This window comes from Streptomyces speibonae, assembly GCF_984686075.1.
Genome location: NZ_OZ480260.1, coordinates 3,148,981 through 3,162,724 on the forward strand (window position 1 = coordinate 3,148,981; position 13,744 = coordinate 3,162,724).

General features: G+C 72.8%; 13 protein-coding genes. 6 read left to right on the plus strand and 7 right to left on the minus strand.

What is annotated here, in order from left to right; all coding sequences use genetic code 11:
• Nucleotides 1–14 precede the first annotated feature (14 nt).
• The gene (locus tag AC5L3C_RS13970; protein WP_125504605.1) at nucleotides 15–782 is read left to right on the plus strand and encodes a TetR/AcrR family transcriptional regulator; all 768 of its coding nucleotides are present in this window, start codon (nucleotides 15–17) and stop codon (nucleotides 780–782) included.
• On the opposite strand, the gene AC5L3C_RS13975 is transcribed toward AC5L3C_RS13970, so the two are convergent.
• Nucleotides 775–3,210, minus strand: a complete 2,436-nt coding sequence (locus AC5L3C_RS13975) for an MMPL family transporter (protein WP_493653875.1) — start codon at nucleotides 3,208–3,210, stop codon at nucleotides 775–777. The two genes, AC5L3C_RS13970 and AC5L3C_RS13975, sit on opposite strands and share 8 nt — an antisense overlap.
• A gap of 162 nt (nucleotides 3,211–3,372) precedes the next feature.
• On the opposite strand from AC5L3C_RS13975, the gene AC5L3C_RS13980 reads away from it, so the two are divergent.
• Both AC5L3C_RS13980 and AC5L3C_RS13985 read left to right on the plus strand, forming a co-directional pair.
• Complete coding sequence (locus AC5L3C_RS13980) at nucleotides 3,373–4,062, plus strand: response regulator transcription factor (RefSeq protein ID WP_493649284.1); 690 nt, start codon at nucleotides 3,373–3,375, stop codon at nucleotides 4,060–4,062.
• Entirely contained in the window at nucleotides 4,059–5,564 is a 1,506-nt protein-coding gene (locus tag AC5L3C_RS13985) for a sensor histidine kinase (RefSeq protein WP_493649285.1), read from the plus strand. Before AC5L3C_RS13980 ends, AC5L3C_RS13985 begins: the two co-directional genes overlap by 4 nt.
• A 51-nt stretch (nucleotides 5,565–5,615) precedes the next feature.
• On the opposite strand, the gene AC5L3C_RS13990 is transcribed toward AC5L3C_RS13985, so the two are convergent.
• Both AC5L3C_RS13990 and AC5L3C_RS13995 read right to left on the minus strand, forming a co-directional pair.
• Nucleotides 5,616–6,989 carry a metallophosphoesterase gene (locus AC5L3C_RS13990; RefSeq protein WP_493649286.1) on the minus strand — a complete coding sequence of 458 codons (1,374 nt, stop codon included), beginning with the start codon at nucleotides 6,987–6,989 and terminating at the stop codon, nucleotides 5,616–5,618.
• A 19-nt stretch (nucleotides 6,990–7,008) separates the two neighbouring features.
• The gene (locus AC5L3C_RS13995) at nucleotides 7,009–7,260 is read right to left on the minus strand and encodes an SCO4848 family membrane protein (protein WP_493649287.1); all 252 of its coding nucleotides are present in this window, start codon (nucleotides 7,258–7,260) and stop codon (nucleotides 7,009–7,011) included.
• A 172-nt stretch (nucleotides 7,261–7,432) separates the two neighbouring features.
• Here AC5L3C_RS13995 and AC5L3C_RS14000 point away from each other — a divergent pair, with 172 nt between their 5' ends.
• Complete coding sequence (locus AC5L3C_RS14000; protein WP_493649288.1) at nucleotides 7,433–8,707, plus strand: D-alanyl-D-alanine carboxypeptidase family protein; 1,275 nt, start codon at nucleotides 7,433–7,435, stop codon at nucleotides 8,705–8,707.
• Here the strand turns inward: AC5L3C_RS14000 and AC5L3C_RS14005 are convergent.
• Genes AC5L3C_RS14005 through AC5L3C_RS14020 form a run of 4 tightly spaced genes read right to left on the minus strand, consistent with a single transcriptional unit; the run spans nucleotide 8,655 to nucleotide 11,459 of the window.
• Nucleotides 8,655–9,575, minus strand: a complete 921-nt coding sequence (locus AC5L3C_RS14005; protein WP_493649289.1) for a YihY/virulence factor BrkB family protein — start codon at nucleotides 9,573–9,575, stop codon at nucleotides 8,655–8,657. The two genes, AC5L3C_RS14000 and AC5L3C_RS14005, sit on opposite strands and share 53 nt — an antisense overlap.
• A complete protein-coding gene (locus tag AC5L3C_RS14010) occupies nucleotides 9,563–9,997 on the minus strand; it encodes a GtrA family protein (RefSeq protein ID WP_493649290.1) in 435 nt (144 codons plus the stop codon). The genes AC5L3C_RS14005 and AC5L3C_RS14010 overlap by 13 nt, the downstream gene beginning before the upstream one ends.
• On the minus strand, nucleotides 9,994–10,929 hold the full coding sequence (locus AC5L3C_RS14015; protein WP_493649291.1) for a decaprenyl-phosphate phosphoribosyltransferase: 936 nt from the start codon (nucleotides 10,927–10,929) through the stop codon (nucleotides 9,994–9,996). The genes AC5L3C_RS14010 and AC5L3C_RS14015 overlap by 4 nt, the downstream gene beginning before the upstream one ends.
• Complete coding sequence (locus tag AC5L3C_RS14020; protein WP_493649292.1) at nucleotides 10,926–11,459, minus strand: phosphatase PAP2 family protein; 534 nt, start codon at nucleotides 11,457–11,459, stop codon at nucleotides 10,926–10,928. Before AC5L3C_RS14020 ends, AC5L3C_RS14015 begins: the two co-directional genes overlap by 4 nt.
• Before the next feature lie 133 nt (nucleotides 11,460–11,592).
• On the opposite strand from AC5L3C_RS14020, the gene dprE1 reads away from it, so the two are divergent.
• Together dprE1 and dprE2 are read left to right on the plus strand one after the other, a co-directional pair.
• Nucleotides 11,593–12,960 (plus strand): decaprenylphosphoryl-beta-D-ribose oxidase, encoded by a 1,368-nt coding sequence (gene dprE1 / locus AC5L3C_RS14025; RefSeq protein ID WP_493649293.1) that lies wholly within the window; start codon nucleotides 11,593–11,595, stop codon nucleotides 12,958–12,960.
• 8 nt (nucleotides 12,961–12,968) lie between these two features.
• Complete coding sequence (gene dprE2 / locus AC5L3C_RS14030) at nucleotides 12,969–13,724, plus strand: decaprenylphospho-beta-D-erythro-pentofuranosid-2-ulose 2-reductase (RefSeq protein WP_493649294.1); 756 nt, start codon at nucleotides 12,969–12,971, stop codon at nucleotides 13,722–13,724.
• Nucleotides 13,725–13,744 lie beyond the last annotated feature (20 nt).

The following is a 13,744-nucleotide window of genomic DNA, read 5'->3' on the forward strand; positions in this document are numbered from 1 at the left end:
TAGGCTCTGGTTCCGTGTCCGCGAAGAACGACGGCCCCGACGACGGCGCCGCACTCAGCAAGTCCGAACAGACCCGCGCACTGATCCTCGAGACGGCCATGCGGCTGTTCCAGGAGCGCGGGTACGACAAGACGACCATGCGGGCCATCGCCAAGGAGGCCGGCGTCTCCGTCGGCAACGCGTACTACTACTTCGAGGGCAAGGAACACCTGATCCAGGGCTTCTACGACCGGATCGCCGCCGAGCACCAGGTGGCGACCCGGGAGGTGCTGGCCCGGGAGACCGACCTGGAGGCCCGGCTCGCGGGCGTGCTCAAGGCGTGGCTGGACATCGCCGCGCCGTACCACGAGTTCGCGGTGCAGTTCTTCAAGAACGCGGCCGACCCGGACAGCCCGCTCAGCCCCTTCTCCCCCGAGTCGGAGCACGCGCGCGAGGAGGCCATCAGCGTGCACCGCGCGGTGCTCGCCGGGACGCGGACCAAGGTGCCCGAGGACCTGCGGGACATCCTGCCCGAGCTGATGTGGCTCTCCCAGATGGGCCTGGTCCTGTACTGGGTCTTCGACCGCACCGAGGGCCGTGAGCGCAGCTACCGGCTCGCCGAGCGCGGCGCCCGGCTCACCGCGCGGGGGGTCGCCCTGGCCCGGTTCCGGGTGCTGCGGCCCCTAGTCCGCGAGGTGCACGAACTGTTCACGGAGTTCCTGCCCGGGATGACCAAGGCGTTGCCCGACCCCGCGGCGAAGGGGGCGCCCGCCGCCGACGGACGCCCCCCTGCCGTCAGTTGACGGCGTCCACCTCGCCGGGGGCGAGTTCCACGTCGTGCACCAGCGGTCCCTCCCCCACGCTCACCTGCGCCGCGCGGGAGCCGTACGCGCTCGCCGTGGCCGCGAGCAGATAGGTGCCCGGGGCCGGGACGGCGACGATGTAGGCGCCGTCGGCGTGCGAGACGACCCGGTCCAGCTGCCGGCCGCCGGCCGTCATCAGCGTCACGGCCGCGCCCTCGACGGGCTCACCGTCGACGGTGCGGACGAACCCGTGGACGACGGAGGCGGAGCCGTCGCGCTGCCCCGGGATCGCCGGCGGTGTCCCGGGCGCCGCACCAGGCTCCGGCTCGTCCTCCATGGGCTCGACCGCCAGGTGCGGCAGCCGCTTCTCCACACCGGCCGGCAGCCACCAGTTGCTCCGGCCGAGCAGATGCATCACGGCCGGGACCAGCGCCATGCGCAGGATGAGCGCGTCCAGCGCGACCGCGGCGGCCAGCCCCACACCCGCCATGGCGGCGCTGTATTCGCCGCTGAGCACGAAGGCCAGGAAGACGCAGACCATGATCATGGCGGCGGAGGTGATGACCCGGCTGGTCTCGGCGAGGCCGACGCGCACCGCGCGGGCATTGTCCCGGGTGTGCACCCACTCCTCGTGCATCCGGCTCACCAGGAACACCTGGTAGTCCATGGAGAGGCCGAACAGCAGCGACAGCATGATGATCGGCAGGAAGGCCTCGATGGGGCCCTCCTTGCCCAGGCCCAGCTGATCCAGTCCGATGCCCCACTGGAAGACCGCCACCAGCACACCGAAGGAGGCCGCCGCCGCGAGGAGGTTCATCACGGCGGCCGTCAGCGGCACCACCAGGGAACGGAACGCGAGCAGCAGAAGCAGGAAGCCGAGCACGATGATGGCGGCGATGAACAGCGGCAGCCGCTCCGCGCTCACCGTCGCGAAGTCCTTCGACACGGCGGTCGCCCCGCCGACATGCGCCTCGACGCCCGCCTCCGGGAGGACGTCCTCACGCAAGGTGTCGATGAGCCGGCCCGTCTCCTCGTCCTGCGGTGCGGTCTCCGGGATGACCTGGATGACGGTCACGCCGTTGGCGGGCGGCATGGCGCCGACCTGGGCGACGCCCTCGGTCTGCTCCACCGCCGTCACCAGGCCGTCGGACGCCTCACCCTTCACGACCACCTGGAGCGGACCGTTGAATCCGGGCCCGAAGCCCTCGGCGAGCGTGTCGTAGGCCTGCCGGGTGGTCATGGAGGCGTCGTCGTTGCCCTGGTCCACCGCGCCGAGCCGCAGCGACAGCAGCGGGATCGCGAGCGCGGCCATCAGCACGACGGACACCAGGGCGATGAGACGCGGGCGGCGTTCCACAGTGGTGGACCAGCGCATGACGAGACCACTCGCCGACTCCGACTGCGGGCCGGTCGCCGCGAGCTTGCGGCGCTGCCGGCGGCTGAGCACCCGGTGGCCGAGCAGTCCGAGCAGCGCGGGCAGCAGGGTGACGGCGGCGAGCACGCTGAGCACGACGGTCAGGGTGGTGCCGATGACGACACCGTCCAGGAAGCGCAGGTTCGTCACCAGCATGCCGAGGAGCGCGATGCACACCGTGCCGCCCGCGAACAGCACCGCGCGGCCGGAGGTGTTGAGAGCGGTGACCGCGGCGTCCTCCGGGGCGGCGCCGCGCAGGATGCCGCGCCGGTGCCGGGTGACGATGAAGAGGGCGTAGTCGATGCCGACGCCGAGGCCGATCAGCGTGGACAGCAGAGTGGCGATCTCGGGGATGTTGGTGGCATGGCTGAGCAGCTGGATGGCGAACATGCCGGTGCCGACACCGAAGACGGCCACCACGAGCGGCAGCAGCATCGCGAGGAAGGATCCGAACGCCGCGAACAGCACGATGGCGGCCGCCAGGATGCCGACCATTTCGGCCATGCCGGCCGGGGGCTCCTGGGTGCGCGAGATGGCCTGGCCGCCCAGATCCACCTGGAGCCCGTCGCCCTCGGCGGCCTGCGCCGTGTCGACGACGTCCTCGATCAGCTCCAGCGACAGCGAGTTCGCCTGTTCGGTGAACGTCACCTGCGCGTAGGCGACGCGCCCGTCCTCACTGATCTGCTGCGCGCCCTGCTCGTCGTACGGACTTTCGACGGCGCCGACGCCGTCCATCCCCCCGATCTCCTCGAGCGCCGGCTCGATCCGCGAGCGCACCGCCTCGTCGCGCACCGAACCCTCGTCGACCTTCCACACCACGGTGTCGGTGTCGCCGGCGCGCTCCGGGAAGGCCTGCTCCATCAGGTCGATGGCCCGCGTGGAGTCGGTGTCCGGAAGCGAGAAGATCTCCGAGTAATTGGTGCCCGCGCTGCTCGCCGATGCCCCCAGTCCGAACAGCGCCCCCACCCACAGCAGAAGGACCACCAGCCGGTGCCGATAGCACCAGCGTGCCAATGCCGCCACGTTTCAAACTCCTTCGTAATCGGTAGGTCCCCCAGGTCCTGACAGAAGAATCGGGTGCGGCACCCGTCGCGGAACACGGCTCACGGGAGACTCTCAAGGAACTCCAAGGCGGCTACCCGTACGGGGGCGGCCGCCGGCGCCGATACTGGGGGCATGACGACAGCTACCGGCACCGTGCTGGTCGTGGAGGACGAGGAGAGCATCGCGGACGTCCTCGCCATCGCCCTGCGCTACCACCGTTTCGAAGTCATGACCGCGGGCTCGGTCCGCGAGGCGCTCGCGCTCACCGAGCACACCCGCCCCGACTGCGCCCTGCTCGACGTGATGCTCCCGGACGGCGACGGCCGCGCCCTGGGCCGCGAACTGCGCACCCGGCGGCCGGAGCTGGCGCTGGTGTTCCTCACCGCGCGGGACGCGCCGGCCGAGGTCGTCGGCGCGCTGGGCTTCAGCGACGACTACATCACCAAGCCGTTCAACATCGACGAGGTCGTCGCCCGGATCACCGCCGTGCTGCGCCGCACCCGCCCCGCCGGCGTGCTGCCGCAGCCCGCCCCGCTGCGCCACGGCGACCTGGAACTGGACGAGACGACGTACTCGGTGCGCCGCGCGGGCCGCACGGTCGAGCTCACCCCCACCGAGTACGCGCTGCTGCGGTTCCTGGTGCGCAACGGCGGCCGGATCGTGCCCAAGGAGCAACTGCTGCGCCACGTCTGGCAGTACGAGCACGCCCCGGCCGAGTCGACCGTCGTCGAGACCTACATCAGCTATCTGCGGCGCAAGCTCGACACGATCGGACCGCCGGTGATCACCACCAGGCGCGGCGTCGGGTACGGGCTGACATGAGGCCGCCGCTGAGATGGCCGCGCTCCACGCGGGGCATCCACTCGCTGCGCGGGCAGCTGACCCTGGCCAACGTGATCCTGCTGGCGCTGGGCATCGTGGCGGCGACAGCGGTGAGCGTGATGGGCATGCGCTACTACCTGCTGGACCAGATCGACACGGAGCTGAAGCGCACCCGTGAGTCGGTGGGCGGTTCGGCGCTGACGCTGCGTCAGATCGACTCGCTGGGCGCGCTCACCTTCTTCCGCGACCGGGTGGATCCGGACTTCAACCGGGACGAGGACCCGGACCAGCTCTTCGCCGCGGTCGACACCCGGGGCGAGCCCATCGGCGTCCTCGGCTTCGAGCCGACCAGGACCCAGCACGCCCTGGCGGAGGCCGTGGGCGACGCGTCCGCCCTGGTCGAGGCCCCGGAACCACGCGACATCACCGTGCGCGGCACCGCCTACCGCGTCACCGCCACCCAGCTCGCGGACGGCACGCGCATCCTGCTCGCCACCTCCACGGAGTCGGTGCACGCGGGCGTCACCAAGGCGGTCAAGCTCGATCTGGCCATCGGCAGCCTGCTGTTGCTGCTGCTGGCCTGTCTGACCATGCTCAGCGTGCGGCGGCGGATGCGGCCGCTGGAGGACATGGTGGAGACGTCGTCGGCGATCGCGGAGGGCGATCTGACCCGGCGTGTCCCCTCCAGCCAGGATCCCATCCTCGAGGTGGAGCAGCTGCGGCTCGCGCTCAACTCGATGCTCCAGCAGGTGGAGTCGGCGTACCGGACGCGCGAGCGCAGCGCGGCCCAGCTGCGGCGGTTCGTCGCGGACGCCTCGCACGAGCTGCGCACCCCGCTGGCCGCGATACGCGGCTATCTCCAGCTCCACGACCGGGGGATGCTGGTCGATCCCACGGAGCGCAAGCGCGCCTGGGAGCGGATGATGACGGAGTCCGACCGAATGGGGCGGCTGGTCGACGAGCTGCTGGTGCTGGCCCGGCTGGACCAGCGTCCCGAACTGCGGCTGCGCAACGTGGACGTGTGCCGGCTGGTGCGGGACGCGGCGCAGGACCTGCGGATGCACCAGCCGGAGCGGCCGGTGACCGTGGACGCGGACGGATCGGTGCTGGTGCAGGCCGACGAGGCCGGGCTGCGGCAGGTCCTGGGCAATCTGGTGGGCAACGTCCGGACGCACACGCCGTCGGACGTACCGGTGCGGCTGGGGGTGGTCCGCACGGACGGCGTCGTACGGATGTCCGTGGCGGACGACGGACCGGGGCTCGCGGCGGAGGACGCGGCCCGGGTGTTCGACCGGTTCTTCCGGGCGGGCGGAGGCGCCGGCAGCGGGCTGGGGATGGCGATCGTGCAGGGCGTGGTGCGGGCCCACGGGGGCGAGGTGTCGGTCCTGACGGCACCGGGCAAGGGGCTCGCGGTCACGGTGACCCTGCCCGGCCGCCGCGCGTCGACGGACGAGGAACACGGGACGCCGGCGCCGGCGGAACAGCCCGCGCACTCCGTCTGACACGGCGGGCCGGCGAGGCCGGTGCCGGCAACCGCGGGCACCCCTGCCTTGTCACGCCTCCCGGGACGCCAGCTCGATCACCGTGACGTCCGACTCCGCCCCCACCCGGGTCGGCGGCCCCCAGGCCCCCGCCCCCCGGGTCACGTACAGCTGCGTGTCCCCGTACCGCTCGAGCCCGGCCACCGTCGGATTCGCGCCGCCGGCGATCAGATTCCCCGGCCACAGCTGACCCCCGTGCGTGTGCCCGGACAACTGCAGATCCACCCCATGGTCGACGGCCTCATGAATCTGCACAGGCTGATGTGCCAGCAACACACACGCCCGCTCCCGGTCCCGGTCCCCCAGCGCCCGCGCGAAGTCCGGCCCCTCCCCTTCTTCCTCGCCGGCCACGTCGTTGACGCCCGCGAGATCGAAGTGCGGCAGCTCCGTGCGCGCGTTCTCCATCGGGTTCAGCCCGAGCCGCCGTACCTCCTCGACCCACTGCTCGGCCCCGGAGTAGTACTCGTGGTTGCCGGTGACGAAGAAGGACCCGTGACGGGCCCTCAGTTGCGCGAGCGGGGCCACGGCCGGGCCGAGGTCGTCCACGTTGCCGTCCACCAGGTCCCCGACGACCGCGATGAGGTCCGGCTGGGTCGAGTTGACCGTGTCGACGACCTTCTGCGCGAAGCCCCGCCCCAGCACCGGCCCGAGATGGACGTCGCTCACCACCGCGATCCGGAAACCGTGCGCCGCGCGGGGCAGCTTGGCCAGCGGCACGGTGACCCGCTTCACGCCCGGCCCGCGCAGCACGCTGTACGTCCCGTAGCCGACGGTGCCCACGGCCGCCGTGGCGGCAGCCCCGGCGATGACACGGGAGACGAACAGACGGCGGGAGGGACCGGAGGACGGGACAGGCGCGGCGGGCGCCTCGGTCGCGCCTGTGCCACCGCCGGACGCGGAGTTCTCACCGCCGGGCGCGGCACCCTCACCGCCCGGCCCGGCGTCCGCTGTGCCGCCGTTGACAGGACCCGCGCCCTGCCCCGCCGGTATCGGCCTCGGCTTCGCCGGAGCGTCCGCCGCCCGTGCCGCCCCCGCTTCCGCCGTCCCCGCTTCCGTCGCCCGCGCCCGTCGCTCCAGGATGCGGCGCAGCACCGGCCGTACCAGCTCGCCCGCGAGCACCGCCAGCAGCAGGTACAGGGAGAGCGCCATCCACAGGAACCCGGGCCAGGAGAGCGTCTGCTGGAGCCAGAAGGGAGCCTGTGCGTTCTCGGCGACGAAGGCGCCGACGGCCAGCACCCAGCCGCCCGTGATCACCACCGCACCCGCGCGGCGCACCGCGCCCGGCCCCCGCGTGGTGTCCCGGAACAGCCGCCGCCACACGAACCAGTTGCCCGTGACCAGGACGGCCAGGACCAGCAGAGCGATGAGTACGAAGACGATGGCCACGGTGCGCGGTTCCCTTGCTTTACGAGGTCGTTCGTGACGTCCGGCTCAGTGCGCGCAGGCCGCGCAACCCGATGCCCCCGATGACCGTCCCCCATACGAAGGAGACGACGGCGAGCGTCAGATGAACGAAGAAGTAGGCCGTGGGATTCCCGTTTTCGAAGGCGAGTCCGCTGCTGTCCTTGACCAGGTTGTTGACGAAAGTGATCCAGATGACCCAGCTCCACACCCCGAAGACGAGCAGGAACCAGGAGATGGGGCGGCTGAGCTTCACCGGAACAGACCTTTCATCGGAACGCCGCGCTCCTGTGACCGGCCGGGGGCCCGGGGGTTGTCCCCCGGATGAGCACGGCATGCGTCCAGTATCTCGGGCCGCTGTCCGGTTCCTTGCCCGGGGTGGAACCCGGGGCGGGACTTCCACAGGTGTGGCATGTACGTTTCCGACCGTGCCCGCACCCAAGAACACCGTCCGGCGCTCCCTGCTGGTCGCCTCCGCCGTCCTGATATCCACCGCGCTCACCGCGCCCGTCGCCACGGCGGCCCCCAAACCGTCGACGACGCCGTCGGCCAAACCCCCGGCCAAGATGTCGATCGTCGGCGGTGCCCGGCTCGGCAAGCCGGGAACGCAGGTCAATCTCGCGAGCGGGGTGCCGGTGCTGCCGAAGGAACTGTCGGGCCGGTCCTGGATCGTCGCCGACGCGGAGTCCGGTGATGTGCTCGCCGCACACAACGCGCACTGGCGGCTGGCCCCGGCGAGCACGCTGAAGATGCTGTTCGCCGACACGCTGCTGCCGAAGTGGCCCGGGACGACCAAGCACAAGGTGGAGGTCTCCGACCTGGCCGGGATCGGGCCCGGGTCCAGCATGGTCGGCATCAAGGAGGAGGAGACCTACACGGTCCACGACCTGTGGCTGGGTGTGTTCCTGCGTTCCGGCAACGACGCGGTGCACGTGCTGTCGGCGATGAACGGCGGCGTGGAGAACACCGTCGAGGAGATGAACGCGCACGCCGAGGAGCTCCAGGCCCTCGACACGCGGGTGGTCAGCCCGGACGGCTACGACGCCGAGGGCCAGGTGTCCTCCGCCTACGACCTGACCCTGTTCGCCCGCTCCGGACTCCAGAAGAAGGACTTCCGGGAGTACTGCTCGACGGTCTCGGCGAAGTTCCCCGGCGAGACGAAGAAGAACAAGAAGGGCAAGAAGGTCCGCGGGTCCTTCGAGATCCAGAACACCAACCGGCTGCTGAGCGGTGCCCCCGGCGTGCCCGTCTACCAGGGCATAGCGGGCGTGAAGAACGGCAACACCACCAACGCGGGCGCCACCTTCACCGGTGTCGCCGAACGGGACGGCAAGGTGCTGCTCGTCACCGTGATGAATCCGCAGAAGGACGAGCCCCACGCGGTCTACAAGGAGACCGCGCGGCTGCTGGACTGGGGTTTCAAGGCCGCCGGCAAGGTCGAACCGGTCGGTGAGCTGGTGCCGCCGAAGAGCGCCGACCAGGCCGACGCCCGCCCGGGTCCGTCCGCCTCTCCCGGTGAGGCCGGGGGCGCCGGGGGCGGCTCGAAGCCGGCGGCGAGCGCCACGGCGAGCAGCGGCACGGACGGCATCGGGGTCGCCCTCGGCATCGTCGGCGGGGTGCTGGTCCTGCTCGCGGGCGGCGCGTTCCTGGTCAACCGGCGCTGGCCGCTGCCGGACCTGGTGCGCCGCCGTTCGCGACCGTGACGGCGTCGGCCGTCTCGTCCCGCTTGCCCGGGGTGGCCGTCCAGGCGGCGCAGAACAGGACCAGCTTCGAGGTGAGGTTGATCCACAGCAGCAGGGCCACCGGGACGCCGAACGCGCCGTACATGCTCTTCGCGGCCACGCCCTGCAGATAGCCGCTGAGCAGCAGCTTCAGCAGTTCGAACCCGATCGCGCCGGTGAGCGCGGCCACGAGCAGGCGGCGCCGGGCGGGTTCGACGCCGGGCAGCAGGGTGAGGACGTACAGCAGCAGCAGGAAGTCGGCGCCGACGGCGACGGCGAACGCCGCGATGTGCAGCACGATTCCGCCCCAGCCGCCCTTCTCCAGCCCGATGGCGTCGCTGATGCGGCCGACCAGCGCGGAGGCGACGGCGGAGGCGGCGAGGGTGACCAGGAGCGCGCCGCCGAGCCCGACGAGGATGCCCGCGTCCTTGCCCTTGCGCAGGAGGGGGTTCTCCTCCTCGTCGGGCAGCTCCCACACCGCGCGCAGGCAGCCGCGCATGGCTCCGGCCCAGCTGATGCCGGTGAACAGCAGGGCGGCGCCGGCGATGAGGCCGACGGTGCCGGCGTTGTGCACCAGGTCCGCGACGTCCAACTGGTCGGAGATGCCGGGCACCTGGTCGGTGATCGTGTCCTGGAGGGCGGTCTGCCGCTCCTGGCTGAGGGTGGCGGCGCCGATCGCGGCGGCCACGGTGAGCAGCGGGAACAGGGCGACGAAGCTCCGGAAGGTCATCGCGGCGGCCAGCCGTGTCCAGTGCACGCGGTCCAGACGCTCGTACGACCGCCACGCGTGCGTGAGCGTCAGGCGCGCCGCCCACGGCCCGATGCCCGGGAGCTTTTTCAGCCAGTCCATGAACCGACTCTGCCCGCCGCGCGGAAGACCAATGTCCGGGTGCCCCAGAACCGGACACCGGTGGCCAGCGCCATGCCGACGACCGCCCCGGAGACGGTGTCCGCGCGTTGCGAGGTGAGGCCGAGCCCGTAGTGGCTGACGGCCAGGCAGAGCAGTTGTACGGCGGCGCCGGCGAGGTTGACGGCGAAGAACAGGGCGTAGGGGCGGGCGCCGCGCACCCCGGCGTCGCGGTAGGTGCCGTGCGCGTTGCCGGCGTAGGCGACCGTGCAGCCGGCGACGAAGGAGAGCGCCTTGGCGGTGAGCGGGTCGAGTCCGGCGGGGCCGCGCAGGCAGGTGAAGAGGGCGAGGTCGACGGCGTAGGCGAGCAGTCCTGCGGTGGCGAAGCCGAGGAGTTCCCGGCGGCGGGTGAGCGGACGGCTCACCGGTCCGCCACCGCCAGGGCGTACATCGCCGCCCACAGCACGCCGATGAGGGCGAGCGCGCGGTCGCCCAGCACCACGTCCTCGGGTTCACCGGCGCTGCCCCGGTCGGCGAAGACGGCGTAGCGCAGGACGGCGAGGACGAAGGCGACCACGGACAGCTCCCGCCAGGGCAGCACGCCGGTGTGCGGGGCCCCGCTCTCCCCGAGGGCCCACAGGCAGTAGCCGAGGACGGCCACACCGGCGGCGAGCTGCCAGACGAAGCGGAGGTAGCCGGTGGTGTACTCGGTGAGCAGCGGGCGCGTGGCGCCCTGCGTTCCGGCCAGTTGCACGGCTTCGGAGTAGCGCTTGGCGGCCACCATGAACAGCGCGCCGAACCCGGTGGTGATCAGGAACCAGCGGGACAGCGGGATGCCGAGGGCCAGTCCGCCGATCACCGCGCGCATCACGAAGCCGGTGGTGACGACGACGAGGTCCACGACGAGGACGTGCTTGAGGCTGAGGCAGTACGCCAACTGCATGCCGAGGTAGGCCGCGAGCAGGGCGGCGACCTCCGGCGGGCACAGCCGGGCCGCGACGGCCGGGGCGAGCACGCCGAGGGTGATCCCGGCGGCGTAGGCGACCGGTACGGGGACCTGGCCGGCGGCGACGGGACGGCGGCACTTGGTGGGGTGGGCGCGGTCGGCCTCGGCGTCGCGCGCGTCGTTGACCAGGTAGACGGCGGCGGCGCAGGCGGTGAACAGGACGAAGACCAGGGCGAGCCGGGTCAGGGCGCGGGCGGAGAACAGTTCGCCCGCGGCGGCGGGGGCGGCGATCACCAGGACGTTCTTGACCCACTGCTTGGGCCGCGCGGTCCGGAGCAGGCCCCTGAGGAGGCCGCGTCCGCGGGGCGGTGCGCTCTCGTGCCGGCCGGGGCGTTCGCGCAGGAGGGTCACGCGGAACCTCCCGTCATCCAGCGGGCGCCGAGCCGGGCGGTCAGCGCGCCGAGGACGGCGCCCGCCGCCACGTCCGAGGGGTAGTGGACGCCGGCCACCAGGCGGGAGAGACACACGGCGGCGGCCAGCGGCGGCACCGCGCGGGCGCCCAGCGCGCCGAACGCGACGGCGGCGGCCGCGGCGGAGGTGGCGTGCGAGCTGGGGAAGGAGTGCCGGCCGGCCGTGCCCACCAGCGGCTCGACGTGGGCGGGGCGGGGGCGGCGCACGACGCGCTTCACTCCCATGCTGACGGCGTGGGCGCCGGCGGTGAGGGCGGCGCCCCGCAGCCAGGCGGCGCGCCGCGGGCGGTCCACGGCGGCACCGGCGAGGCCCGCCGCGAGCCACAGCGCCCCGTGCTCCCCCGCCCGGGACAGGCAGCGCGCGGCACCGGCCACGCGCGGGTCCGTGCCGCACGCTCTGAGCACGGCGACGATCCGGTGGTCCAGGCCCGTCAGACCCCGGGGGTGCGGGAGGTCGTGGTGGTCGTCCATGTGGACCCACTGTTCACCCCCGACGGGCCGTATTTCCGTCACTATTGGGCGACATCCCATTAATCACCCGTTTCGGGGATGGGAGTGACGTTTCAAATCCAACGCGTCACATAGGGGCGATACGGTCGCCGTCATGCCTGCCGACACCGTTTCCGTCACGGGGTGGGGCCGCACGGCTCCCACCGCAGCCCGGCTGATCCGTCCGCGGACGTACGAGGAGGCCGCTCTGGCCGTCCGGCAGTGCGGCGCCCGCGGCGGCATCGCGCGGGGCCTGGGACGGGCGTACGGGGACGCGGCGCAGAACGCGGGCGGCGCGGTGCTCGACATGACGGGCCTGGACCGGATCCACGCCATCGACGCCGACGGCGGCACCGTGCTGTGCGACGCGGGCGTCTCCCTGCACCGGCTGATGGAGGTGCTGCTGCCGCTCGGCTGGTTCGTGCCGGTGACCCCGGGCACCCGCTACGTGACGGTCGGCGGGGCGATCGGCGCCGACATCCACGGCAAGAACCACCATGTCTCCGGCTCCTTCTCGCGCCATGTGCTCTCCCTGGAACTGCTCACCGCCGACGGCCGGGTCACCGCGGTCGCGCCGGGCACACCGCTGTTCGAGGCGACCGCGGGCGGCATGGGCCTGACCGGGGTGATCCTCACCGCGACGATCCGGCTCCAGCCGGTGGAGACCTCCCTGATGTCGGTCGACACCGAACGCGCGGACGACCTCGACGACCTGATGGCCCGCCTCGCCGGCACCGACCACCGCTACCGCTACTCGGTCGCCTGGATCGATCTGCTGGCCCGGGGCCGGGCGACCGGCCGCGCGGTGCTCACGCGCGGCGACCACGCGCCCCTGGAGGCGCTGCCCCGGGGCACCCGCGCGCGCCGGGAGCCGCTGGCCTTCCGCACCTCCCGGCTCCCGGCCGCCCCCTCCTTCGTCCCCGAGGGTCTGCTCAGCCGGACCACGGTGGGGCTGTTCAACGAGCTCTGGTACCGCAGGGCGCCCCGCGCGCGGACCGGGCAGCTCCAGCGGATCCCCGCCTTCTTCCACCCCCTGGACGGCGTGCCGCACTGGAACCGTGTCTACGGGCGGGGCGGCTTCGTGCAGTACCAGTTCGTCGTCGGACACGGGCGGGAGGACGCCCTGCGCCGGATCGTGCGCCGGGTCTCCGAGCGGCGCTGCCCGTCCTTCCTCGCCGTCCTCAAACGCTTCGGCGAGGCCGACCCGGGCTGGCTGTCCTTCCCCATGCCCGGCTGGACCCTGGCCCTGGACGTCCCGGCGTCGCTGCCCGGCCTCGGCGGGTTCCTCGACGAGCTCGACGAGGAGGTGGCCGGCGCGGGCGGCCGCGTCTACCTCGCCAAGGACTCCCGGCTGCGCCCCGAACTGCTCGCCGCCATGTACCCCCGCCTGGACGACTTCCGCGCGCTGCGCGCCGAGCTGGATCCGCGCGGGGTGTTCACCTCCGACCTGTCCCGCCGCCTCCATCTCCAGGCCCCCCTCTAGGAGCTGTCGTGAAGGACGCCTTCGGCCTCCCCCAGTCCCTGCTCGTCCTCGGCGGTACGTCCGAGATCGCGCTGGCCACCGCGCGGCGGCTGATTGCCCGCCGCACCCGCACGGTGTGGCTGGCCGGCCGCCCCTCCCCCGGCCTGGACGAGGCCGCCGAGCAGCTGCGCGGCCTCGGCGCCGTGGTGCGCACGGTCGCCTTCGATGCGCTCGACCCCGCGGCCCACGAGGACGCGCTCGGCAAGGTGTTCGCCGAGGGCGACGTCGACATGGTGCTGCTCGCCTTCGGCACCCTGGGCGACCAGGCGCACGACGAGCGGGACCCGGAGGCCGCGGTGCGGGTCGCGCAGACCAACTACACCGGCGCGGTCTCGGCCGGCCTGGTGTGCGCGGGCGCGTTGCAGGCGCAGGGGCACGGCTCGCTGGTGGTGCTGTCCTCCGTCGCGGGCGAGCGGGCCCGGCGCGCGAACTTCATCTACGGCTCCAGCAAGGCCGGCCTGGACGCCTTCGCCCAGGGCCTCGGCGACGCGCTGCACGGCACCGGCGTGCACGTCATGGTCGTACGCCCCGGGTTCGTGCGGACGCGGATGACGGCGGGGCTGCCGGAGGCGCCGCTGGCCACCACCCCGGAGGCGGTCGCGGCGGCCGTGGAGCTGGGGCTGCGGCGCCGGGCGGAGACGGTGTGGGTGCCGGGGGCGCTGCGGGTGGTGATGTCGGCGCTGCGGCATCTGCCGCGCGCGCTGTTCCGGCGGCTGCCGGTGTGAAGCGCCGCGCGGGGTCCGGC